A 22775-nucleotide genomic window follows, 5' to 3' on the forward strand; every position below is an offset into this window, starting at 1 on the left:
GCCAACTTCCACCGGTGGTCCTCGATGTCCTCGGCGCGCGCACCGAGTTGGACCGTTGGTGGTACTCGATCCGCCCGGTCGACATGCGCGTCGGAAGCAACGCCGCAGACGCCCCTCTCGTGGTGACGCTTGCGCTGTCGACGCACTCGCCTCACCACCTGGGTCAACCGTCCTTCGGGACCTTCCACATTCGGATCTTGCCGTCGCCCGCCGCCGTGGCGACGAGCCGGCCTCCTGGGCTGAAGGCCACCTTCTGGTCGCCGTCCTCGAACCCCGTCAGAACGGCGAGCGGTGTGCCGTCCTCCTGATCCCACAGCCGCACGTCACTGAAGTGAGCGGTGGCGAGCGTCTTGCCGTCAGGGCTGGATTCCACGTCGTCGGAGGAAGAGATGAATCCTCCATCGACGAGAGGGTCCTTCTCGCGGCCGCTACCCGCATCCCACTGCCTCACCTTGTCCTCGGTACCGACGGTGAACAGGGTCTGGCCGTCCTGGCTGAACGCCACACGCGTGATGCTCTCGGGGTGGTGGAAGGAGGCGCCGGCCTTGTGGTCGGCCACGTTCCACAGTCGCCCCGTGCGAACCGTACGGCCGTCGGGTTCGTAGCCTGCGGAGGCCACCCTCCGGCCGTCCGGGCTGAAGGCGACGTCCCACACCGGCTGGCCGTGGTCGAGGGTTGCGAGGTCACGGTCCTCGCGGCTGCGGGCGTCCCACAGCCGTACCTTGCCGTCCTCGCCGCCGGTGGCGACGACCTTGCCGTTCGGGCTGAACGCCACATCCCTGACCGGATCCGAGGTACTCACCGTGAAGGTCGCGATCTGCCGGCGCGCGGCGAGGTCCCACAGTCCCATCGTGCGGTCAGCGGCCACCGCGGCGAGCCTCTTGCCGTCGGGACTGAACGCGAGACAGGAGATCCCCAGCGCTTGCTCCTCGCCGCGTTCGTTGCGCTGGTTGAGGGTGGCGCGCTGCTTTCGCCCCGCCACATCCCACAGCCGGACCTTGCCCGCCTGGACACCGGCGGCGAGAGTCTTGCCGTCGGGGCTGAACGCCACTTCGTCAACCGCGTCGGAACTGGTCAGCGTTGTCGTGGGCTTGAGCCGGGGAGCGGAGCCCTCGCCCCCGCCATGACTGGGAACGAAGAATGCGATCAAGGCCGTGACGAGCAGAACGCTGCCGATCACGATCCAGCTGACCCGTCCACCTGCCCAACCCTGCACGGGCGCATAGGGGTTCGGGGAGAACTGATCCGGTGCATGAGGAGCCGGCTGGGAGGAGCCCGGTTGCTGACGCGGCGTCCCCTGGGCCGGGTCCTGCCTCGCCGGAGGCGGCGCGGGAGCCCCGACGACATCCGGTGAGCCAGGCGCGCCGGGGACCGCCGGGTGAGCGGGCTGAGTCGGAGCCGAGTGGACGTCGACCACCGTGCGTTCCGGTGTGGGTGTTGTGCGGCAGTGGTGGATGACGTCGGTGGGGGTGGGGCGCTGGTGTGGGTCTTTGTGCAGGCATCGGGCGGCGATGGTGCGGAGGGGTTCGGGGCAGTCGTGCAGGTCGGGGTCCTGTTCGAGGATGCGGTAGGTGACGCTGTGGGCGCTGCCGCCGCCGAAGGCCAGCCGTCCGGTGACGGCGAAGTGCGCGATCAGCCCGAGGGCGAAGATGTCGACCGCCCCGGTCAGCTCCTGGCCCTTGATGTACTCGGGCGCCATATAGGCCGGTGTTCCCGCACGCATCCCCGTACCGGTCACCGAGGTGACGTCCGCGGCGCGTGCGATACCGAAGTCGATGACCTTGGGACCCTCCCCGGTCAGCAGGATGTTGGAGGGCTTCAGATCCCGGTGGATCACCCCGGCGGCGTGGATGGACTGCAGCGCCTCGGCGACCCTGGCGATCAGACCCAGCGCCGCATCCACCTGCAGCGGCCCCTCCTCCTCCACCGCGTCCTGCAACGAGGGCCCCGGCACGTAGGCCGTGGCCAGCCACGGCTCCTCCGCCCGCAGGTCCGCATCGACCACGGGCACCGTGTAGAGCCCCTGCACCCTGCGGGCCGCGGCCACCTCCAACTCGAAGCGCCGACGGAAGGCCCGGTCACCCGCGAACTCGCGGTGCACCAGCTTCACCGCCACCTCGCTGCCCGCCGGGGTTCGTCCCAGATACACCCGGCCCATCCCACCGGCACCCAGGACCGCCTCCAGCCGGTACGGACCCACCTCGGCCGGATCACCCGACCCCAGCGGCCGCGCAGCAGGCGCAGCCGTCGGCCACCCCGGCCCCACACCGCCCCCGGCAGGAGGATGTGCCGGACCACCACGGCCCACCTCAGACATGCCTACGTCTCCCCCCGCGCAACCACGCTCCACACCCCACCGCCCACCGCCCGACCCGATGCCCACCAGGGCCTCCGCCCACGGCCACCGGATCCAGGACCCCGCAAACGGCTCCGAGCGAGCCACACAGTAAACGAACCCGGCGCCGCCTGAACAGATCTCCAAGGAGGCCCGAGGACGGCGGAACCGTTGACTCCGCCCCTTCTTTGACGGGGACAACTCGACCTGCCGCACCACCGCATGTTGACGCGGACCGTCGTGACGAAGGGGTTCGCCCCCTCTGAAGGGACTCTGCCCCTACCAGGGCCGACGGGTCATGCGGACGAGTCGCCGGGCGCGACCGCGGAGCTCGCTGAACTCCCCCGCGAGCGGCGCTCCTGCGCGGCCCTGGCGACAAGTTGCTGCAACTTGTCCGGACCCGCCGTGATCTCCGCCTCCAACTGCTGGGCCCTTGCCTCGCGCGCGGGCGTGACGCGTCCGGTGAAGAAGATCACCGGCCCCGTGTAGAAGCCTCCGTGCCGAAGACCTTCGACATCCTTGAACCCGGCCTCGCGGTCCGTGCCGCGAGTGATGTCGGAGATCAGCAGATCGTGGTCCCCGGCTGCCAGATGGCGCTCCGCCTCCGTCCGGTCCTCGACGACCTCGACATACGCTCCGGCCCGCCGCATCGCGCTGACGTCCAGCTCCACGCTGGCCGGGTTGTCGTCGATCCACAGGATGCTCATGTCCGCGAGCGGTTGCGGGACACGTGCCCCGGGGAGGTCCGCGAGAGGCGGGGCGCCGTACTGGGGCGCCTGGTACTGCGGCAGTTGGTACTGCGGCGGAGGCTGGTACTGGTACTGCTGCGACGGGACCCCCACGGTCTGTTCGGCGGTGGAGGGCAACGGCTGCTGCCGGAGCTGCTGGATCACTTGCTCATACGCCTGCGGCTGCTCCAAGTCCTCGATCTGCGAGGGGCGTTGGCGGATCCGCTGGATCAGCTCCTCGTACCGGGGCTGCCGCTCCAAGTCGTCGACGAGTGAGGTGAATCCGCTGTCTGTGACCAAGTCCGGGAATTCCCGCGGCAGTTCCTGCTCGAGTTCCTCCAGGTTCTCCTTCCAGGAGTCCATGTCGGCCAGCGAAGGCTGCCGAACCAGATGCTGCGCGAAGAAGCCCGCCACTTCCTCGTCGCTTGCCATCCCGTCCTCGACCTGCCGGGGCCGCAGCCGAAGCCGCAACCGGACCTTGCGGTACATCTGGAACTCGGTGAGCACGTCACCGTAGTCGCCGCCCGCGTCGCTGCTGCTGACCAGCATCCTGTAGAAGTCGGGGTAGAAGTGCTGGAGCACCAGGGTGCTGATCACGCTGCGCGCGTCCTCGCGGACGAAGTCCTGCCACAGCGGGTTGAGTCCGACCTCCAGCACGAAACCGTTGATCAGCTTCTTGATCCGCCGCGGATTGCGCCCGGAGCGCTCGGCGATCAGGGAGATCAGATCGGCGTTCAGCACCACTTGAATGCCGGACTGCTTCGCGCAGCGGTCGATGAACTTCTCGATTCCGGTGCCGTCCGGCACGGGAATCCGGTAGGTCGTCTGGAAGATCTTCTCCATGAACGCCGAGCCGGCGGGTGACAGATCACGCAGCAGTCCGTTGGACGCGAGTGCCGAGCGGTCGCAGCCGATGACGAACACGAGCCCGGGCACGTCCAGATAGACCTTCACGGCCTCGCACACCGCGAGAACCGTCTCCTCCGAGCAGCGGTCCAGGTCGTCGATGAAAACGACCAGCAGTTGCTCGGGCGCGAATTCGCCCGCCTCGACGCGCTCCTTCACCGCGTCCCTGATCGCGTCCCGCATCTCGTTGCGGGCCTGCGGGCTCACGGACAGTCCCTTCCACAGCTCGTTCACCAGAGGGCTCAGGCCGAACATCCCCGCGACCAGCAGGAACGAAGCGCGGATCAGCTTCAGGACGGTTCCGTGGTCGGAAACCCTCTGAACGGTACGGCGCAGGACGCGCTTGTCGAACCGCAGCAGGACGGACTTGATCAGGCCCTCGAGGATGTCCGCGCCGGTGGAGGTCCAGGCGTTGTACCAGACCGTTCGCACCCCGTGAGTCTGCGTCAACTCCAGGTCGACGAGACGCATCAGGCTGCTCTTGCCGGTGCCCCAGCCCGAGTCGACGGCCAGGGTGAGGGGCGTGGAGCTGCGGGAGTCGACCAGAAGCCTGGCCAGTTGTGCGGCGGGGCCGCGGGCACCCAGCAGATCTGCTTGCCCGTCGGTGACGGGTTCGTCGTTGATCAGTGAGAACTGCTGCGGGTCGATCCCGGCCACGGCGTGCCCCCGTTGTGTGCGCCAGCGAAACCGCCGCCATCGTAGTTGCAGGCAGCCAACTCCCGTACGTGCGGAGGGAGTCGAGCATTCCCGTCGCGTCGCCCCGACGGCGCCCGCTGCACGTGTGACCGATCAGGTCCCCTTCGTGGAGCAGCAGCCCTGCACCGGGCGCCCGCCCTGTCCGCACGACGGGATCGGCAGCGCTCAGATCCCTCCGGCTGCGCCGAAATCCAATTCGGCCCACACGGTCTTTCCCGAGGGGTCTCTCGGGACGACGCCCCAGCGGGTGGCGAGCGTGTCGACGAGCAGCAGGCCGCGCCCCGCCTCGGAGTCCTCGGGCGGCAATCGAGATGGGACGGGGTCGAACTCCTGCCCGGCGTCGGCGACTTCGACCCGGAGCGTGGCGGGAAGGAGAAGACCCGGGCCGGTCAGCAGACGCAGACGGAAGCTGCGCCCGGGCACGCGCCCGTGGGTGGCGGCGTTCGCGGCCAGTTCGGCGACCAGCAGAGTGCCGGTCCGTGAGACCTCGTCGTCGTACGGCCAGCCCCACGCCGCCAGTTGCTCGGTTCCCATCAGACGGGCGAGGCGGGCTCCTCGGGGCGTCGAGCTGAACAGCTGCGCGAACTGGTGGACGGGCGCACTGATTTCGGTCGGGGCGATCTCGGTATTCACGTCACAGAGAGTGGCCGTCCGGACATGATCGGTCGAGGGGATCGGCCGGTACGAGGTGCCCCCGTACCGATGCGTCCGCGCGGCTGTACGCCGCGTCAGCAGTGACGGGGCCGCGGCGCCTCCGTTGAGTACGGGCACGAGGGGGGTGACGCTGCATGAGCGAGGGCGAACACGTAGCGCAGCGGACGGAGACCGGGGACGCGGTGGATCCGCTGCTGAGGGCGATCGGCAGGCAGATCAAGTTCCTGCGGGAACGGGCGGGACTGACGCAGGCGGAACTCGGCGAACGCATCGGCTACGGCGTCGACTTGGTCTCGTCGGTCGAGCGGGGCCGCCGCGCACCGAAGCCGCAGTTCATCGACGGGGCGGAACGGGTTCTGGACGCGGGCGGGTTGCTGAGGGCCGTTCAGGACGACCTTGACCGAGCTCGATACCCGGCGAGATTCCGGGAGTTCGCCACGCTGGAAGCCGATGCAGTCGAGATCCACACGTACAGCAACCACGTGATCCCTGGCTTGCTGCAGACCGACGGCTACGCGCGAGCGATCTACACGATGCGTCGGCCCGCACTCACCGAAGAGAAGATCGAGCAGCAGGTGGAGGCACGACTCTCCCGCCACGCTGCCCTGGACAGGCAACCGCCGCCGGTTCTCAGCTTCGTCATCGAGGAAGTGGTGCTGCGGCGGCCCCTGGGCGGGATGCCCGTGCTTCGTGAACAACTGAGACACCTTCTCAGGGTCGGGCAGCTGCGACACGTCGAAATTCAGGTCATGCCGACCCACCGCGAGGAGCATGCCGGTCTGGTCGGTGCGATGACTCTCCTGGAACCAGCAGATCAGCCAAGGGTTGCGTACACGGAAAGCCAGGGACGCAGCACGTGGTTCACAGAACACTGCGACGTACGGATCATCGATGCGCGATATGGGATTATCCGAGCGCAGGCTCTTACGCCTCGTGAATCTCTGGAGTTCATCGAGCAGTTGCTGGGAGAGAGATGACCGACGAAGATGCCGTTCGCCGCCAGGGCGAGCTGATCTGGGTCAGAAGCAGCTACAGCGACAACGAAGGCGGCGAGTGCGTCGAAGTCGCCTGGCGCAAGAGCAGCTACAGCGACAGCGAGGGCGCCAACTGCGTCGAAGTCGCCGACGCGACCTCCTCCGTGCACGTCCGGGACTCCAAGGACCCGCAGGGTCCCCAGCTCACCGTGCCGCGAAGCGGCTGGACGCAGTTCCTCCAATACGCCACCGCGGGCTGAAACACAACGCTGTCGCCGCGGCCAGCGGGATGGCAGGCTCCTCACCAGGTGGAACGTACGAGGACCAGAGGACCCGCAGATCGGAGCAGCCGCCATGCACGACGACCGCCGCATCGTCGAGGACCGCCTTCGCCGTGTCCTGGCCGAACGCATCAAGCCAGCCGTATACAGCAGCCCCCTGCCTCTGACCGTCGAGCGCTGGGACGTCCCGGGTGAGCCCGTACCCGTGGCGGAAGGGCTCGCCGCCACGTACGGGCCATCGAAGGCCGGTGAGCGGTGGGGCCCGGCGTGGGGTACGACCTGGTTCAAGGTCACCGGGCGGGTGCCGGAGGAGTGGAAGGGCCGGACCGTCGAGGCGGTGCTGGATCTCGGCTTTCAGCGGAACATGCCGGGCTTCCAGTGCGAGGGCCTGATCTACCGGGCCGACGGTGAAGCCGTCAAAGCGCTCAACCCCCGCAACGACTGGGTGCGCATCGCGGATGCGGCCGCCGGCGGCGAAACCGTGGAGCTGTTCGTCGAGGCGGCGGCGAACCCCATCGTCAACACACCGCAGACGCCGACGTACCAGGGCGACAAGCTCACCTCCAGCGACCGCCCGCTCTACCAGCTGCGGCGGATGGACCTCGCCGTCTTCGAGGCCGAGGTCTGGGAGCTCGTGCAGGACCTGGAGGTGGCCGGTTCGCTGATGCGGGAGCTGCCGCTGGAGGACGCGCGGCGATGGGAGCTGCTGCGTGCGATCGAGGATTCGCTGGACGCTCTCGGCGTTCATGACATCGTTGGCAACGCCTCCCGGGCACGCGCCGCGCTGAGCGGTGTGCTCTCCACTCCGGCACGTCCGTCGGCGCACCGGATCAGCGCCGTCGGGCACGCGCACATCGACTCGGCGTGGCTGTGGCCGCTGCGCGAGACCGTACGGAAGGTGGCCCGTACGGCGTCGAACATGGTCAACCTCATGGACGACCACCCCGACTTCGTCTTCGCCATGTCCTCGGCCCAGCAGCTGGAGTGGATCAAGAACTACCGGCCCGAGGTCTACGCGAAGGTGAAGAAGAAGGTGGCGGACGGCCAGTTCGTGCCGGTGGGCGGCATGTGGGTCGAGTCCGACACGAACATGGTCGGCGGCGAGGCCATGGCCCGGCAGTTCGTCTACGGGAAGCGCTTCTTCCTGGAGGAGTTCGGCGTCGAGACGCGGGAGGTGTGGCTGCCGGACTCCTTCGGCTACACGGCGGCGATGCCGCAGATCGTGAAGCTGGCGGGGGCGAAGTGGTTCCTGACGCAGAAGATCTCCTGGAGCGAGACGAACAAGTTCCCGCACCACACCTTCTGGTGGGAGGGAATCGACGGCACGCGTGTCTTCACGCACTTCCCGCCGGTGGACACCTACAACTCCGACCTGGCCGGCGCCGAGATGGCGCACGCCGCCCGCAACTACCAGGAGAAGGGCGGCGGTTCGCGTTCGCTCGCACCCTTCGGCTGGGGTGACGGCGGCGGTGGATCGACGCGGGAGATGCTCGCGCGGGCGGAGCGGCTGAAGGACCTGGAGGGCTCGCCGCGGGTGACGGTCGAGAAGCCCTCGGCCTTCTTCTCCAAGGCGCATGAGGAGTACGGCACGAAGGCGCCCGTGTGGGCCGGGGAGCTGTATCTGGAGCTGCACCGCGGCACCTACACCTCGCAGGCGAAGACCAAGCAGGGGAACCGGCACAGTGAATCCCTGTTGCGCGAGGCCGAGTTGTGGGCCGCGACCGCGGCCGTGCGCACCGGGCACACCTATCCGTACGAGCAGCTGGACGAGCTGTGGAAGACGGTGCTTCTGCACCAGTTCCACGACATCCTGCCCGGCTCGTCGATCGCCTGGGTGCACCGTGAGGCGCGCGAGACGTACGCGCGTGTGCGTGCGGAGCTGGAGGAGATCATCGCGGCGGCGCAGTCCGCCCTGGCGGGCGAGGGCGACGTCCCGGTCACCTTCAACGCCGCACCGCACGCGCGCGACGGCGTGGCCGCCGGCGGGGCGGCTCCCGCCCGCGAGCGCACCGGCGGTACGCCCGTCACCGCGGAGGAACGGCCCGGCGGCGGCTGGGTGCTGGCCAACGGGCTGCTGCGTATCGAGGTCGACGGGCGGGGCCTGGTCGTCTCCGCGTACGACAAGGACGCCCGCCGCGAGAGCGTCGCGCCGGGTGAGGCGGCCAACCTCCTCCAGGTGCACCCGGATCTGCCCAACCACTGGGACGCCTGGGACGTCGACGCCTTCTACCGGCACAACGTCACGGACCTGACCGGCACGGACGAGCTGGAGCTGTCCGAGTCCGGCGAGGGCCGGGCCACCGTCCGCGTCGTGCGTTCCTTCGGCGCTTCGAGCGTGGTGCAGCGGCTGACGCTGCGCGCCGGTTCGAAGGTGCTCGACATCGACACCGAAGTGGACTGGCACGAGAGCGAGATGTTCCTCAAGGCCGCCTTCCCGCTGGATGTGAAGGCCGACCGCTCGGCGGCCGAGACGCAGTTCGGGCACGTCTTCCGTCCGACACACACCAACACCTCATGGGAGGCGGCCAAGTTCGAGATCTGCGCGCACCGCTGGCTGCAGGTCGAGGAGCCGGGCTGGGGCGCGGCGCTGGTCAACGACTCGACGTACGGGCACGACGTCACCCGCACGGTCCGCGAGGACGGCGGCCAGACCACCACCGTGCGGCTGTCCCTGCTGCGCGCGCCCCGCTACCCGGACCCGGAGACCGACCAGGGATCGCACCGGCTGCGGTTCGCGCTCGCGCCGGGGGCGACCGTGGGCGATGCGGTACGGGAGGGCCACTGGATCAATCTGCCGGAGCGCACGGTCCGGGGAGCCGGCGGCACCGTCGCCCCGCTGGTCGGTGTCGACAACGACCAGGTGGTCGTCGAGGCTCTCAAGCTGGCGGACGACCGCAGCGGCGATCTGGTGGTGCGCCTGTACGAGTCGCACGGCGGGCGCGCGCACGCGGTGCTCTCCACGGGGACGCCGGTCACCTCGGTGAGCGAGACGGACCTGCTGGAGCGTCCGCTGCCGGATGCCGCCACGCGCGAGCTGTCGGCGGACGGTTCCGTGGAGGTCACCCTGCGCCCGTTCCAGATCCTCACGCTGCGTTTCGCCAGGGCGAAGGGGCAGTGACGGCGAAGGGGCAGTAGGAGCGAAGGGGCAGTAAGGCACGCCATGTGCGAACGGCCCGGCCTCGGCGGTGAACTCCCTTCCGCGGCCGGGCCGTTCGCATCGCGCGCCCGCGTCGCGTCAGGTGTCGCCTTCGTACGTGAGGCGGTCCGCTTCGGACGTCAGGTGTCCGCGCCCGCGGACTCCTGCGGCCGCTTCGTGAGGGAGACGACCTCCCTGCCCGCATCGACGTCGCTTCCCGCGTCGTCCGTCGTCGGCCTGCTGCGCGGGACGGTGATCAGGACGCACAGGCCCTTCGGCTCGTTGTGCGCGTAGGTGAGTGTCGCGCCGCCCGACGCGAGCAGCGCCCGGGTGATGGACAGCCCGAGCCCGGAACCGGAGATGTTCTGGTGCCGGCTGCTGCGCCAGAAGCGGTCGCCGATGCGTTCCATCTCGTCCTCGCTGAGCCCGGGCCCGTGGTCGGCGACCTCCACGACCACGCTCTCGCCGTCCCGGGAGACGCTCACCGTGACCCGCTCCCCCTCCGGCGTGAACTTGATCGCGTTGTCGACGACCGCGTCCAGGGCGCTGGAGAGGGCGACGGGGTCGGCCCATCCCGTCACTGCCTGAGGGCCGGCCGATTCCATCACGACGCCCTTGATCTCGGCGACGGGCAGCCACGCCTCCACGCGCTCGGCCGCCACCTCCGCCACGTCCGTGAGCCGGAGATCGGCGGAGGCGTGCTCGGCCAGAGCCAGGTCGAGCAGGTCGTCCAGCACCCGCGCCAGACGGTTCCCCTCGGCCTGCACGGACTTGAACTCCTCGTCCGCCTCGGGCATTTCGAGACCGAGCAGCTCGATGCGCAACAGCAGCGCGGAGAGCGGGTTGCGGAGCTGGTGCGAGGCGTCGGCCACGAAAGCGCGCTGCTGTTCCAGCGCGCCCTCGACGTTGTCGGCCATCTCGTTGAACGAGCGCGCCAGGCGCCGCAGCTCCGGCGGCCCGCCCGACGCGGCGACGCGGGACTTGAACTGGCCGACGGCGATCTCGTGGGTGGCACGGTCCAGCGTCCGTACGGGACGCAGCACCCAGCCCGTGAGGCGCAGCGCGAGCCCGACGGCGAGCAGCATCGCCGTCGCCTCGCCCGCGATGATCGGGAGCCAGCCCTGAAGGATGCGCGAGCGCAGGTGTCCGGTCGGCGATTCGGTGAGCACCACGGCGGCCACGTCGCCGTCACGGATGACCGGCGACGCGACGGCGATGTGATTGTCCTTCCATGGCCAGACCTGCTCCGGGTCGTGGCTGCGGCGTCCCGCGAGCGCCTCGGCGAAGGCGTCGGCCCCCTGGCCGGAGTCGGGCACCTCCCAGCCGCCGGGCGCGACGCCCAGGGCACGACCGTCGCGGAGGAAGACGCCGACCTCGATGCCGTAGAGCGAGTGGTAGCGGTCCAGCTCGTCCTGGAGTATGGCGCGGCGCTCACCCTCGTCCGGCGAGGAGGCCACGAACTGGGCGAGAGCCGCGAAGCGCGCCGTGTCGTCGATGCGGTCGACGACGACGCGCTGCTGCTCCGTGGCGGCCTGGCTCATGGCGAGCGGGAAGCCGAGGGCGAGCAGCACACCGGTGAGCAGAACGATCAGCAGTGGCAGCAGACGGGCGTGCATGGTCTCTTGTGGCCCCCGGGTCCGTAGGCCTAAGCCGTCTGCTGCGGCTCGACGAGGCGGTAGCCGACGCCTCGTACGGTCTCGATCAGTGCGGGCAGGCGCAGCTTGGAGCGCAGCGACGCCACGTGCACCTCCAGCGTCCGCCCGGTGCCCTCCCAGCTGGTGCGCCAGACCTCGCTGATGATCTGCTCACGCCGGAAGACGACGCCGGGGCGCTGGGCGAGCAGGGCCAGCACGTCGAACTCCTTGCGCGTCAGCGCCACGGAGTCGCCGTCGACGCACACCTGCCGCGTCGGCAGCTCGATGGTGACGGCACCGACACGGAGGGTGCTCTCCGCCGGGGTGCCCTCGTCACGCGCGGTCTCGGCGCTCTCCTCGGAGGCGGCACGGCGGCTGACGGCGTGGATGCGGGCGAGCAGCTCCCCGGTGTCGTACGGCTTGACCACGTAGTCGTCGGCACCGAGGTTGAGGCCGTGGATGCGGGAGCGCACGCCGCCGCGCGCCGTCACCATGATCACGGGCGTGGAGCTGATCTTCCTTATGCGGCCGCACACCTCGAAGCCGTCCTGGTCGGGCAGGCCCAGGTCGAGCAGCACGACCCCGAAGGGAGCCACGTCGTCCGAGGGCAGCAGCTCACGCAGGGCCTCCTCGCCGCTGCGGGCGTGCACCACGTCGAAGCCATGGCGCCCGAGCACGGCCGAGAGCGCCGCGGCGACGTGATTGTCGTCCTCGACGAGCAGCAACCTCACCCGGGCCTCCCTCCGTGATGCCGTTCCGGGTCCGCGGCGGACACACCGCGGCACTGCATCAACCCGCATCGGCGCAGGTGAGTCAAGGGGCTCCCGGTCGCTCGCGGGGTTCTGTTATGCAGCCGGTACGACAGACTACGGATTCCGAGGTCACGGTGCGGCCGGGTCCGTTCCGCGACGGGATCGTTATGCTCAATTTCCCCTCAGATGTAATGACGCTGGCCACGGTCGCTCATTAGTGTCCTCGCAACCGACGAGGACGGAGCTACACGCCGATGAGCGAAGTACCGGCGCCCAGGGAAGCCGCTCCCGCTGCGGACAAGCTGGTCGTACTGGACAACGTCAACAAGCACTTCGGTGCGCTGCACGTACTCCAGGACATCGACCTGACCATCGCGCGCGGAGAGGTCGTCGTCGTCATCGGGCCCTCGGGGTCGGGCAAGTCCACGCTGTGCCGCACCATCAACCGTCTCGAGACGGTCGACTCCGGCAGCATCTCGATCGACGGCAAGCCGCTGCCCCAGGAGGGAAAGCCGCTGGCCAAGCTGCGTGCGGACGTCGGCATGGTCTTCCAGGCGTTCAACCTCTTCGCGCACAAGACGGTGCTCGAGAACGTGATGCTTGGGCAGACCAAGGTCCGCCGCACCGACAAGCAGGCTGCCGAGAAGAAGGCGCGGGCCCTCCTGGACCGCGTCGGCGTCGGCAACCAGGCCGACAAGTACCCCGCACAGCTCTCCGGCGGTCAGCAGCAGCGGGTGGCCATCGCCCGCGCGCTCGCCATGGACCCCAAGGTGATGCTCTTCGACGAGCCCACCTCCGCGCTCGACCCCGAGATGATCAACGAGGTCCTCGAGGTGATGAAGCAGCTCGCCGACGAGGGCATGACGATGGTCGTCGTCACCCACGAGATGGGCTTCGCGCGCTCGGCTGCCAACCGGGTCGTCTTCATGTCGGACGGCCGGATCGTCGAGGAGGCGACACCGGACCAGTTCTTCAACAACCCCCGCAGTGACAGGGCGAAGGACTTCCTGGCGAAGATCCTTCACCACTGATGTGCCGCTGAGCGGAGTTCCGAGCAGATCCGATCCAGACCCAGACGCCCCCCGCAACGACCGCCGGCCCACCCGCCGCCAGGTTCGCCGGCCGTCCGGCTGCCACCCCACCGGCAGCCGGGAGGCCGGACCCGGGCAGCGGATCCGAGGGGCCGGCACCCGCACGACCGGTGGCGCAACGACCGCCGACCAGCAGAACACCGAGCAAGGGATGCCCATCATGAAGTTCCGTAAGACCGCCGCCTCGGCGGCCGTGGTCCTCACTCTCGCCCTGTCCGCCACAGCCTGCGGAGGCAAGGAAGGCCCCGCCGGCGACAAGCCAGGCGGCGACACGGACACCAAGGCGCTTCCGAAGTACGAGGTCGCCAAGGACGTCAAGATCGACTCCCCCGTGATCGAGAAGGCGCAGAAGCGGGGCAAGCTGATCATCGGCGCCAAGTCCGACCAGCCCTACCTCGGCTTCCAGGACCCCTCCTCCAAGAAGTACGAGGGCTTCGACATCGAGGTCGCGAAGATGGTCGCCGCCGACCTCGGCTTCGCGGAGAAGGACATCCAGTTCAAGACCATCGACTCCTCCGTCCGCGAGACCGCGATCTCCAAGGGCCAGGTCGACCTGATGGTCGGCACCTACACCATCAACGACGAGCGGAAGAAGCAGGTCAGCTTCGCCGGCCCGTACTACATGGCCGGACAGGACCTCCTGGTCCGCAAGGACGAGAAGTCGATCAAGGGCCCGGACAGCATCAAGGGCAAGAAGGTCTGCTCGATCACCGGCTCGACGCCGCTGCAGAACCTCAAGGACAACAAGTCCAAGTACGGCGCCGAGCCGGTCGAGTTCGGCAAGTACACGGACTGCGTCAAGCAGCTCATCGACGGCCAGGTCGACGCCATGACCACCGATGACGCCATCCTCAAGGGCTACGCCGCGGAGCGTCCGAAGAAGCTGAAGGTCGTCGGCGAGACCTTCAGCGAGGAGCCGTACGGCATCGGTCTGAAGAAGGGCGACAAGGAGCTGCAGAACGCCGTGCTCGACGCCGTCGAGGCGCACCAGAAGGACGGCAGCTACAAGAAGGCCTACGACGCGACGCTGGGCCGCTCCGGTTCGAAGTACCAGGAGCCGCCGGCCCTGGAGCGCGACTGACGGCTCGGCCGACGGCGCGTCCGACGGCTCATCCCACCTCGCGCGGCGGTCACGCCTGACCGGCAGGCCGGCGCCGCACCGCGTCCCGTACGCCCGTCCTCGCGGGCGGGCGTACGGGACGCGGCTTTCCCTGACCGCCCTGCGGAGACCCTATGAATGTTCTGCTCGACCACTTGGACCTGTTCCGTGACGGATTCATCGGAACGGTCTCACTGACCGCGGCGAGTGCCGTGCTCGCGCTCGTACTCGGCGTACTGATAGCCGGCTTCCGGGTCTCGCCGGTGCCGCCGCTGCGCGCGTTCGGCACCGTGTGGGTGACGCTCCTGCGGAACACGCCGCTGACGCTGCTGTTCCTCGTGGCCTTCTTCGTACTGCCGCAGATCGTCTTCCCCGGAATCAGTTCCTACGTCCTGGGCGTGCTGGCGCTGGGCTTCTACACCTCGTCGTTCGTCTGCGAGGCGGTGCGCTCCGGCATCAACACGGTGCCGATGGGCCAGGCCGAGGCCGCGCGGAGTCTGGGCATGACGTTCGTCCAGACGCTCCGCATGGTCGTACTGCCGCAGGCGACCCGGACCGTGATCCCCCCGCTGAGCAGCATCATGATCGCGCTCACGAAGAACTCCGCCATCGCCGGCGCCTTCAACAACCCCGAACTCTTCAGCGTCCAGAAGGTGCTGAGCGACAAGGGCTTCAACGTCATGGTCATCTTCGTCTGGGTGGCCCTCGCATACCTCGTGCTCGTCTTCCTCGTCAGCGGCTTCTTCCGGCTGCTCGAGCGCAGGCTGGAGGTCGCCCGATGAGCTCGTCCGTACTCTTCGACGCGCCGGGGCCCAAGGCCCGCGCGCGCAACCGCACTTTCGCCGTCGTCGGCTCCGCCGCGCTCGCGGCGCTGGTCGCCTTCATCGTCTACCGGCTGTCTGCCAAGGGCCAGCTGGACGGGGCGATGTGGGACATCTTCAACTACGCGGGAGTGCGCAACTCGATCGTCAACGGCCTCGTCAGCACCCTTGAGGCATTCGCGATGGCGGGCGTGCTGTCGCTGCTGCTCGCCGTGGTCCTCGCCGTGGGGCGCCTGTCCGACCACAGGCCGGTCAGCTGGGTGGCCACCAGCGTCATCGAACTCTTCCGGGCCGTACCGCTGCTGATCACCATCTACGTGCTGTGGGTCGGGTTCTTCACCAAGGAGCCGCTGTGGGCCGTCGTCATCGGCCTCACGCTCTACAACGGCGCCGTGCAGGCCGAGGTGCTGCGCGCCGGAATCCTCGCCGTGCCCAAGGGGCAGAGCGAGGCAGCGTACGCGCTGGGCATGAGCAAGACCCAGGTGATGACGACGGTCCTCATCCCCCAGGCCGTGCGGTCCATGCTGCCGACGATCGTCAGCCAGCTCGTCGTCACGCTGAAGGACACCTCGCTCGGCTTCGTCATCACCTACGAGGAACTCCTCTACGCCGGGCGGCAGATGGCCAGCACGATCCTGGTCGACGGGGAGAACCCGTACGTGCCGGTGGTCCTGGTCTTCGGTGCCATCTACGTCGCCATGTGCCTCGCGCTCTCCGCGCTCGCCAACTGGATCGAGCGGCGCGGCCGGCGTGCCAAGACGGGCATCAAGGTGGCCGACGCGCAGACCGCGACCCCCGAGGGCGCGGGCGTCGGGAACGTGGCCTGACGGGGTTCTCGCGGCAGCGCAGTCGCTGGAGCGGCGGACCGGACTTGTCACCATGTGTCCGGGCCGCCGCTCCCGCCGTTCCGGCTCAGCTTGACGGGTGACCTGGCACTGGGTTGCATACGTTTGTGATCGCGCGCTGTGCTCCACCCGTTCCGGCTTTTCCCTCCTCAACCGCGTGTGCGGGCCGGGCGGTTCGCAGTGCCCTTCACCGCACGGGGACCGGCGCGTGAGCGAGTCCGAAGTCATCGTCGTCGGCGCGGGGCCGGCAGGGCTCGCGCTGTCGCTGGCGCTCGCAAGGTCAGGCGTCCCCTCACTCGTGCTGGACAACAGCGACGGCGAGGTCACCCAACGCGCCGCCCGCAGCTGTGTGCTGCGCCCCGACACCGCCTCCTGGCTGGCGGCGACGGCGGCGCCGCACGCCACCGTTCCCGGCGCACGCTGGACGCGCTGGAGCACGCGGCGGCGCCAACAGCTCGTCCAGGACATCGAGTTGACGGAGGAGACCTCACCGGTCCACCTGGAGCAGCACGCGCTGGAGCGCGGGCTGCGGGCCGCGCTCGCGAGGGAGAAGCTCGCGCACGTCGTCACCCGCAGCCATGTCGACATCATCGAGCAGGACGCGACGGGCGTCACCGCGCACACACGCCCGCGCGGTTCGGCCGCGCCGGCCGGCGATCAGGACGACGGCGACGGCACGGGGGACTCTGTCGCCACCGGACGGGAGGGCGGCATAGCCGCGGGCGCGGGCCGGGGCGGCACATGGTGGCGCGGCAGCTATCTGGTGGGCTGCGACGGCGCGCGGTCGACCGTGCGGAAACTCCTCGGCGTCGGATTCGCGGGGCGCACCGCCGTGGAACGGCATGCCGTGGCCGCGCTGCGCGCGGAGCTGCCGTGGGAGCAACAGGCGCTGCTCCACCGTGAATTGGGTGCCGGGAGCCGGGGCCGGGCGGGCAGGCCGCAGGCCGAGGTGACGGCCCGTCCGCTGCCCGACGGCGTATGGCGGCTCGACTGGCTCCTCCCGCCACGCGGCGAACTCGTCACACCCGAGGCCCTGTTGGAGCGCGTGCAGGTCACCCTCGGACACTGGAGCGCAGACGCAGACGCAGACGCAGACAGCGGCCGGGGGCGCGGAAGCTCCGGCGGGAGTGGGGCCGTGCGGTACGAACTCCTCGACACCGGGGTCCACACCTCGCACCAGCGGCTCGCACGCCGGTGGCGTGTGGAGCGTACGTTCCTCGCGGGCGACGCGGCCCATCTCGTCGGCGCGCTCGGCGTCCAGTCGGTTGACGAGGGGCTGCGCGACGCCGCCAACCTCGCCTGGAAACTCGCGCTTGCCTGGCACGAGGCGAACGGCGTGCGGGGGCCGCGCGTCGACCGGGACGCCATCGACGTGCTCCTGGACAGCTACGAGACGGAGCGGCGCGGAGCCGTCGGCGCCCGGCTGCGCGCCGTCGACCAGGCACTTCCGCTCGTGCGCCGGGAGGGCGGAGGGCTGCGGTCGATGCTGCCGGGCGGCGGCGCCCGCACGCCGATGGAACTGCTCACCGACGGGCATCTGGGGCGGGGGCTCCTGGGAGGTCCGGCCACCTACAGGCGCTCGCCGCTCACTCCGCCGGTGAACGCGGTCGAAACGGTGCCTGTGGGCACACCGCCCGGGGCCCCCGTTGACGACGTGCCGGTGATCGCGCTGGACGGGGAGCGCGGGAGGCTGCGCGGGCAACTGTGCGGCTCTGGCAGTGAGTTGCTCGTGCTGCTCGTCGCGCCCGGTACGGCCGTGTGGGACAGCCGCCACTGGCTGTCGGCCGGGATGATGCCCGAACTGGCCGCGGCCGTGGACGCGTTGCCGCTGAAGGCCCAGCTGCTGGTGACGGAGCAGTACCCGGGCGCGGCGGCCCACACCGTGCTGGTCATACGGCCCGACGGTCATCTGGTGGCTGCCCTGCCCGGGCCGCGCACCGCCGAGCTGCGGGCGTGCGCGGACGCGGTGCGGGGCGGCACGCTCCCGGGGAAGCAGCCGGCCACGTATCGCAGGACCCGCCGCTAGACCCGGGCACGGGGGGGGGAAGGGGCTTTGCGCGCCGCCCCCGACGCTCCGACGCTGCGCCGACGTGCGGATGCGGGCACCCGGCCGGGACGCAGGCGCGAATGTGGGCGCAGAGACAGGCCCCCGTGCGCGGCCAAGGCGCTCGTACCCAGCCGGAGCACGGCCGAGGGCCTTGGCGACGCACACCCGGCGCCTGCCCCGTGAGGGCACGGGCTCCGGGTCAGTCGTCGGGCAGGAACCGGTCCAGCGTCTCCGGGTCCTCCCCCTCCTCCTCCAGCGCCTTCCGCACCACGCGCAGCGCCAGCCCTTCGCCGTAGCCCCTGCGGGCCAGCATCCCGGCGAGCCGCCGTATGCGCTTCTCGCGGTCGAGCCCCCTGGTGGAGCGCAGCTTGCCCTCCACCAGCGAGCGTGCCGTCTCCGCCTCGCGCTCTGCGTCGAGCTGCCCGACGGCGTTCTCGACGACCTGGGGCTCCACCCCCTTGGTACGCAACTCCCGGGCAAGGGCCCGGCGGGCCAGCCCGCGGCTGTGATGCCGGGACTCGACCCACGCGTCGGCGAAGGCGACGTCGTCGATCAGCCCGACCTCCTCGAAGCGGGAGAGCACCTCCTCGGCGACCTCGTCGGGGATCTCCCGCTTCCGCAGCGCATCGGCGAGCTGCCGACGCGTGCGCGGCGTGCCGGTGAGCAGTCTCAGACAGATCGCTCGTGCGCGCTCCGCCGGATCCTGCTCCGGGCCCGCGTCCTGGGCACGCCGGGACGGAGTGCTCTCCCCGTCCTCCTCCGGGGCCCCGTCGTCGGCGCCTTCCTGGTGCCCCTCGGCGTGCTCGCCGACCTCCTCACCCAGCTGGCCTTCGCCCTCGTGGCCGAGGAGTTCGCCCTCCTCTTCGGCGTCGCCCGGCAGCGCCCCGTCGCCGAGGCGCGGGCCGGACGTACGCCTGCGTGAGCTGCGTGTCGTACGCGGTGGCCCCGCCTCGGCCCTCGACGAAGTGGAGCCACCGCTGTCTTCCTGGACCGGCCATTGGGTGCGCCGTGTCACGGATCAGCTCTTCGCGGCAGCGGACTTGGGAGCCTTCGCCTTCGGCGCGGGGACCGTCTTGGCCGCGTCGGCGGCACCGTCCACCGGGGGCGCCGCAGCGCCGGCGGCATCGGCACCGGGCTCGCCGCCCGGCTCCTCCGGCGCCACTCCGATGCCCAGCTTCTCCTTGATCTTCTTCTCGATCTCGTTGGCCAGGTCGGGGTTGTCCCGAAGGAAGTTCCGGGCGTTCTCCTTGCCCTGGCCCAGCTGATCGCCCTCGTACGTGTACCAGGCGCCGGACTTGCGGATGAAGCCGTTCTCCACGCCCATGTCGATCAGCCCGCCCTCGCGGCTGATGCCCTGCCCGTAGAGGATGTCGAACTCGGCCTGCTTGAAGGGCGGGGCGACCTTGTTCTTGACGACCTTGACGCGGGTGCGGTTGCCCACCGCGTCCGTGCCGTCCTTGAGCGTCTCGATCCGGCGGATGTCGAGCCGCACGGAGGCGTAGAACTTCAGCGCCCGCCCACCCGTCGTCGTCTCGGGCGAGCCGAACATCACGCCGACCTTCTCGCGCAGCTGGTTGATGAAGATCGCCGTGGTCTTGGAGTGGCTGAGCGCACCTGTGATCTTCCGCAGCGCCTGGCTCATCAGCCGCGCCTGGAGACCCACGTGCGAGTCACCCATCTCGCCCTCGATCTCCGCCCGCGGAACGAGTGCGGCGACGGAGTCGATGACGATCAGGTCGAGCGCGCCGGAGCGGATGAGCATGTCCGTGATTTCCAGCGCCTGTTCGCCGTTGTCCGGCTGGGAGAGGATCAGCGCGTCCGTGTCCACACCGAGCTTCTTCGCGTACTCGGGGTCGAGTGCGTGCTCGGCGTCGACGAACGCGACAGTGCCGCCGCCCTTCTGGGCATTGGCCACCGCGTGCAACGTCAAGGTCGTCTTGCCGGAGGACTCCGGCCCGTACACCTCCACCACTCGGCCGCGCGGGAGACCTCCGACGCCGAGTGCCACATCGAGGGCGGTGGACCCTGTGGGGATGACCTCGACCGGCTCGTTCGGCCGCTCCCCCATGCGCATCACGGCGCCCTTGCCGAACTGCCGTTCAATCTGCGCGAGGGCGGTTTCGAGCGCCTTCTCGCGGTCGGTTTCTGCCATGGGTGCCACCCGGTTTGCTTGAGTCGATCGCTTCACGTCCAAGACGCTAGCGTCTGCCACTGACAATCGGCCCGGCCCCTGCTCCTCGGCCGGGTGGGCGGGAGCGGGAGTACCCGCCAGGGCCTCCATGAGAATCGATGTTCGATTTTGGCGTCAAGGTACTCCGAGATTCTGTGGAAAACTCCCGAAATCCCTGCTCAAAAGGGCGAGTTGGGCCGGCCCGGCGACAGCACGACGGCCGGTCACCTCTTGTCGGCGGGCACATCCATCACGGCGCACACGACCCGCCAGACGTCCTTCGCGTCCCAGCCGGCGTCCAGGGCCTCGCGCACCGTGCGGCCGCCGAGACCGGCCATCACATGGTCACGCGAGAAGGAGTCCGCATAGGACTCGCCGAAGTGGTCCGCCATCCGCTGCCAGAAGTCCGTCAACCGCATACGACCAGTATCCAGCCCGGCGCCCGTCCGGCCGTCCGACCTCCCCTCACGGAGCCCAGCCCAGGGCCCGTACCGCCGCGGTGACCAGCACAGCCGCCGCGATCACGACGAGAAAGGGTGCGCGCAGCAACAGCACCACCGCTGCCGCGGCCAGCCCCGCGGCCTTCGCGTCCAGCAGCAGCGCACCGCCCTCACTGAAGGTCTGCTGCGCCGTCAGCGCGGCGAGCAGAGCGACCGGAAGCAGCGTCACCAGCCGCTTGACGAGCGGGCGTTCCAGCATTCCCTCCGGCACCGACAATCCCAGCAGCTTCGCGGCGTAGCAGCCCAGAGCCGTCAGGCCGATCGCGATCCACACGCTCATCGCCGCTCCTCCCCCGTCTGCCGGCCGTCCTCGCCGGGGGCCTCGGTGCCGGTCCGCGCCTGCGGACCTGCGGCCGCGTCAGGCTCCGGCTCCCGGGCCCGGTCGCGCTTCTGATCCCTGCGTCCCCGCAGCAGCAGTACCGCCGGCGCCGCCAGCGCCGCGAGCAGCACCGGCACACCGCCCGGAAGCACGGGCAGCAGCCCGAGCCCCAGAGCGACGGCGAGGGCGGCGGTCGCGCGCGCGGACGTCGAACTGAGCATGGGCGCCAGCAGCGCGAGGAAGACCGCGGGGCCCGCCGCGTCCAGTCCCCATGTCTTCGTGTCGCCCAGAGCTCCGGCACCCAGCGCCCCGAGCAGCGTCGTGAGGTTCCACAGCACGAAGAGGGTCAAGCCCGTGACGGTGAAGCCGATCCGCGCTCCCCGCCGGGTGCGCTGGGCGAGCGTCACCGCCGCCGTCTCGTCGATCACCATGTGGGCGGCGAAGGGACGTATCGCGCCCGGCAGCCGCAGCAGGGTGGCGAGCCGCAGCCCGTAGAAGGCGTTCCGCACGCCCAGGAAGAAGGCTCCCGCTGCGGCGGTGAGCGGGCTCGCGCCCGCCGCGAGCGCACCGACGAGAGCGAACTGCGAGGCGCCGGTGAAGACGAACAGGCTGAGCGCGCACGTCTGGGGCAGACTGATGCCCGCACCGGCCGCCGTCACCCCGAAGGCGAATCCGGAAAGCCCGACGGCGATGCCCACGCCGAGGGCGTCGCGTACGACGGCCCGGTCGTCGGGTCCGTTGCCGGACGGCGGGCCGGCGCCGAGCTGTGAGCCGTTCTTCTGTTCGAGCACGGCCTCACGCTAACCACGGGGGCCGACAGCGGTCTTGTACGTTCTTGCGCTCCCGCCCGCTCAGGGACGTCGCGCTCAGGGAGAGCGCACCGCCGGGACGGACGCGAGCACTCCCTCTCAGGCAGTCCGGCCGGGCCGCAGACGCTCACGCTGGTAGGCGCCGGGCGGCACGCCCACGATCCGCCCGAAGTGCCGGCTGAGATGCGACTGGTCCGTGAACCCCACCGCGGCCGCGGTCTCCGCGAGCGGCACACCGGCGTCGAGCAGCTTGCGTGCCCGGTGCACACGGGCGTCGGTCAGCCAGGCGTGCGGCGGCATCCCGTACCGCTCGCGGTACGCGCGCAGCAGCGCGAAGGTGCCGGTGGCCAGCTCGCCCGCGAGTGCCTCCAGGGTGGGAGGGTCCGCCATCCGCTCCTCCAGGACCGCGCGTGCGCGCTCGGCCGTGCGAGCTCCCGCCGTGGCGACGGGCCGGGACGGGATCGGACCTCCGTACAGCCGCAGCACCCGGGCTATCGCGATCCGCATCAGGCTGTCCGCGGTGAGTGCCTGCCCGCCCTCGGCGGCGCGGTGCACGCGGGCGACGAGGGCCGCGCTGTCGGGGTCGTCGACGGAGGCGGTGACGAAGCCGGGAGTGCCGCGGAGCGATGTCGTCTCGGCGGCGATGCGGGCGACCAGCGAGGGTGCCGGATAGAGCACGTCGTAGCGCCAGCCCTCGGGGCTGCCCGCGTGTGCCGAGTGCGGGACACCGGGATTGATCAGCGCGAGTCCGCCCGGACCGGCACGGTGCTCGGCACCGCTGTGCTCGAAGGCCTCCACGCCCTCGGCGATGGCCCCGATCACATAGGCGTCGTGCGTGTGCCGGGGGAAGGTCTTGCGCAGATAGCGGGCGCGCAGCAGATCGACGTCCGGCAGCTGCGGATGCTGCCAGTGCCGCGCGCTCTCACCAGTTCCCATGCGCCTTCCCATGCGCCCATTCTGCGCCGTGCTGCGGCGTTG

19 protein-coding genes are annotated in these 22775 nt (G+C 70.1%); 8 read left to right on the forward strand and 11 right to left on the reverse strand.

What is annotated here, in order from left to right; genetic code table 11:
- Positions 1–163: 163 nt before the first annotated feature.
- The 3 genes from G4Z16_RS07140 to G4Z16_RS07150 form a co-directional block, all read right to left on the reverse strand.
- On the reverse strand, positions 164–2317 hold the full coding sequence (locus G4Z16_RS07140; protein ID WP_197349854.1) for a WD40 repeat domain-containing serine/threonine protein kinase: 2154 nt from the start codon (positions 2315–2317) through the stop codon (positions 164–166).
- A gap of 314 nt (positions 2318–2631) precedes the next feature.
- A complete protein-coding gene (locus G4Z16_RS07145; protein ID WP_197349855.1) occupies positions 2632–4626 on the reverse strand; it encodes a P-loop NTPase fold protein in 1995 nt (664 codons plus the stop codon).
- Between the two features lie 204 nt (positions 4627–4830).
- Positions 4831–5298 carry an ATP-binding protein gene (locus tag G4Z16_RS07150; RefSeq protein ID WP_197349856.1) on the reverse strand — a complete coding sequence of 156 codons (468 nt, stop codon included), beginning with the start codon at positions 5296–5298 and terminating at the stop codon, positions 4831–4833.
- A gap of 155 nt (positions 5299–5453) precedes the next feature.
- On the opposite strand from G4Z16_RS07150, the gene G4Z16_RS07155 reads away from it, so the two are divergent.
- The 3 genes from G4Z16_RS07155 to G4Z16_RS07165 all read left to right on the forward strand — a co-directional run bounded on the left by G4Z16_RS07155 (position 5454) and on the right by G4Z16_RS07165 (position 9692).
- Positions 5454–6296, forward strand: coding sequence for a helix-turn-helix domain-containing protein (locus tag G4Z16_RS07155; protein ID WP_197349858.1), 843 nt, complete (start codon positions 5454–5456; stop codon positions 6294–6296).
- Complete coding sequence (locus tag G4Z16_RS07160) at positions 6293–6553, forward strand: DUF397 domain-containing protein (RefSeq protein WP_197349860.1); 261 nt, start codon at positions 6293–6295, stop codon at positions 6551–6553. Before G4Z16_RS07155 ends, G4Z16_RS07160 begins: the two co-directional genes overlap by 4 nt.
- Before the next feature lie 94 nt (positions 6554–6647).
- Positions 6648–9692, forward strand: a complete 3045-nt coding sequence (locus G4Z16_RS07165; protein ID WP_197349862.1) for an alpha-mannosidase — start codon at positions 6648–6650, stop codon at positions 9690–9692.
- 158 nt (positions 9693–9850) lie between these two features.
- On the opposite strand, the gene G4Z16_RS07170 is transcribed toward G4Z16_RS07165, so the two are convergent.
- Both G4Z16_RS07170 and G4Z16_RS07175 read right to left on the reverse strand, forming a co-directional pair.
- Entirely contained in the window at positions 9851–11326 is a 1476-nt protein-coding gene (locus G4Z16_RS07170) for a sensor histidine kinase (RefSeq protein ID WP_197349863.1), read from the reverse strand.
- Between the two features lie 29 nt (positions 11327–11355).
- A complete protein-coding gene (locus tag G4Z16_RS07175; RefSeq protein ID WP_197349865.1) occupies positions 11356–12075 on the reverse strand; it encodes a response regulator transcription factor in 720 nt (239 codons plus the stop codon).
- 275 nt (positions 12076–12350) lie between these two features.
- Between G4Z16_RS07175 and G4Z16_RS07180 the strand changes: the two genes are divergently transcribed.
- From G4Z16_RS07180 to G4Z16_RS07200, 5 genes are all read left to right on the forward strand, one after another.
- Positions 12351–13127 (forward strand): amino acid ABC transporter ATP-binding protein, encoded by a 777-nt coding sequence (locus G4Z16_RS07180; protein ID WP_197349867.1) that lies wholly within the window; start codon positions 12351–12353, stop codon positions 13125–13127.
- A 220-nt stretch (positions 13128–13347) separates the two neighbouring features.
- A complete protein-coding gene (locus G4Z16_RS07185; RefSeq protein ID WP_197349869.1) occupies positions 13348–14268 on the forward strand; it encodes a glutamate ABC transporter substrate-binding protein in 921 nt (306 codons plus the stop codon).
- Between the two features lie 152 nt (positions 14269–14420).
- Complete coding sequence (locus tag G4Z16_RS07190; RefSeq protein ID WP_197349871.1) at positions 14421–15068, forward strand: amino acid ABC transporter permease; 648 nt, start codon at positions 14421–14423, stop codon at positions 15066–15068.
- Positions 15065–15934 (forward strand): amino acid ABC transporter permease, encoded by an 870-nt coding sequence (locus G4Z16_RS07195; protein ID WP_197349873.1) that lies wholly within the window; start codon positions 15065–15067, stop codon positions 15932–15934. The genes G4Z16_RS07190 and G4Z16_RS07195 overlap by 4 nt, the downstream gene beginning before the upstream one ends.
- A 226-nt stretch (positions 15935–16160) precedes the next feature.
- Entirely contained in the window at positions 16161–17978 is a 1818-nt protein-coding gene (locus tag G4Z16_RS07200) for an FAD-dependent monooxygenase (RefSeq protein ID WP_197349875.1), read from the forward strand.
- Between the two features lie 220 nt (positions 17979–18198).
- On the opposite strand, the gene recX is transcribed toward G4Z16_RS07200, so the two are convergent.
- The 6 genes from recX to G4Z16_RS07230 form a co-directional block, all read right to left on the reverse strand.
- Positions 18199–19014 carry a recombination regulator RecX gene (gene recX, locus G4Z16_RS07205; protein ID WP_197349877.1) on the reverse strand — a complete coding sequence of 272 codons (816 nt, stop codon included), beginning with the start codon at positions 19012–19014 and terminating at the stop codon, positions 18199–18201.
- Between the two features lie 3 nt (positions 19015–19017).
- A complete protein-coding gene (recA, locus tag G4Z16_RS07210; RefSeq protein WP_197349879.1) occupies positions 19018–20151 on the reverse strand; it encodes a recombinase RecA in 1134 nt (377 codons plus the stop codon).
- Positions 20152–20393: 242 nt separating this feature from the next.
- The gene (locus G4Z16_RS07215) at positions 20394–20588 is read right to left on the reverse strand and encodes a DUF3046 domain-containing protein (protein WP_197349881.1); all 195 of its coding nucleotides are present in this window, start codon (positions 20586–20588) and stop codon (positions 20394–20396) included.
- Positions 20589–20634: 46 nt separating this feature from the next.
- Complete coding sequence (locus G4Z16_RS07220) at positions 20635–20949, reverse strand: AzlD domain-containing protein (protein ID WP_028437489.1); 315 nt, start codon at positions 20947–20949, stop codon at positions 20635–20637.
- The gene (locus G4Z16_RS07225; RefSeq protein ID WP_197349883.1) at positions 20946–21779 is read right to left on the reverse strand and encodes an AzlC family ABC transporter permease; all 834 of its coding nucleotides are present in this window, start codon (positions 21777–21779) and stop codon (positions 20946–20948) included. Before G4Z16_RS07225 ends, G4Z16_RS07220 begins: the two co-directional genes overlap by 4 nt.
- A gap of 117 nt (positions 21780–21896) precedes the next feature.
- Positions 21897–22733, reverse strand: coding sequence for an AraC family transcriptional regulator (locus tag G4Z16_RS07230; protein WP_197349885.1), 837 nt, complete (start codon positions 22731–22733; stop codon positions 21897–21899).
- Between the last annotated feature and the right edge of the window lie 42 nt (positions 22734–22775).

It is taken from the genome of Streptomyces bathyalis, assembly GCF_015910445.1.
Taxonomy (GTDB): Bacteria; Actinomycetota; Actinomycetes; order Streptomycetales; family Streptomycetaceae; genus Streptomyces; species Streptomyces bathyalis.

What these genes read in the sequence shown, in the direction of transcription:
- G4Z16_RS07140 (WP_197349854.1), bottom strand. Translation starts at nt 2,317, where the DNA reads ATGTCTGAGGTGGGCCGTGGTGGTCCGGCACATCCTCCTGCCGGGGGC.
- G4Z16_RS07155 (WP_197349858.1), top strand. Translation starts at nt 5,454, where the DNA reads ATGAGCGAGGGCGAACACGTAGCGCAGCGGACGGAGACCGGGGACGCG.
- G4Z16_RS07160 (WP_197349860.1), top strand. Translation starts at nt 6,293, where the DNA reads ATGACCGACGAAGATGCCGTTCGCCGCCAGGGCGAGCTGATCTGGGTC.
- G4Z16_RS07165 (WP_197349862.1), top strand. Translation starts at nt 6,648, where the DNA reads ATGCACGACGACCGCCGCATCGTCGAGGACCGCCTTCGCCGTGTCCTG.
- G4Z16_RS07170 (WP_197349863.1), bottom strand. Translation starts at nt 11,326, where the DNA reads ATGCACGCCCGTCTGCTGCCACTGCTGATCGTTCTGCTCACCGGTGTG.
- G4Z16_RS07180 (WP_197349867.1), top strand. Translation starts at nt 12,351, where the DNA reads ATGAGCGAAGTACCGGCGCCCAGGGAAGCCGCTCCCGCTGCGGACAAG.
- G4Z16_RS07185 (WP_197349869.1), top strand. Translation starts at nt 13,348, where the DNA reads ATGAAGTTCCGTAAGACCGCCGCCTCGGCGGCCGTGGTCCTCACTCTC.
- G4Z16_RS07190 (WP_197349871.1), top strand. Translation starts at nt 14,421, where the DNA reads ATGAATGTTCTGCTCGACCACTTGGACCTGTTCCGTGACGGATTCATC.
- G4Z16_RS07195 (WP_197349873.1), top strand. Translation starts at nt 15,065, where the DNA reads ATGAGCTCGTCCGTACTCTTCGACGCGCCGGGGCCCAAGGCCCGCGCG.
- recA (WP_197349879.1), bottom strand. Translation starts at nt 20,151, where the DNA reads ATGGCAGAAACCGACCGCGAGAAGGCGCTCGAAACCGCCCTCGCGCAG.
- G4Z16_RS07215 (WP_197349881.1), bottom strand. Translation starts at nt 20,588, where the DNA reads ATGCGGTTGACGGACTTCTGGCAGCGGATGGCGGACCACTTCGGCGAG.
- G4Z16_RS07220 (WP_028437489.1), bottom strand. Translation starts at nt 20,949, where the DNA reads ATGAGCGTGTGGATCGCGATCGGCCTGACGGCTCTGGGCTGCTACGCC.
- G4Z16_RS07230 (WP_197349885.1), bottom strand. Translation starts at nt 22,733, where the DNA reads ATGGGAACTGGTGAGAGCGCGCGGCACTGGCAGCATCCGCAGCTGCCG.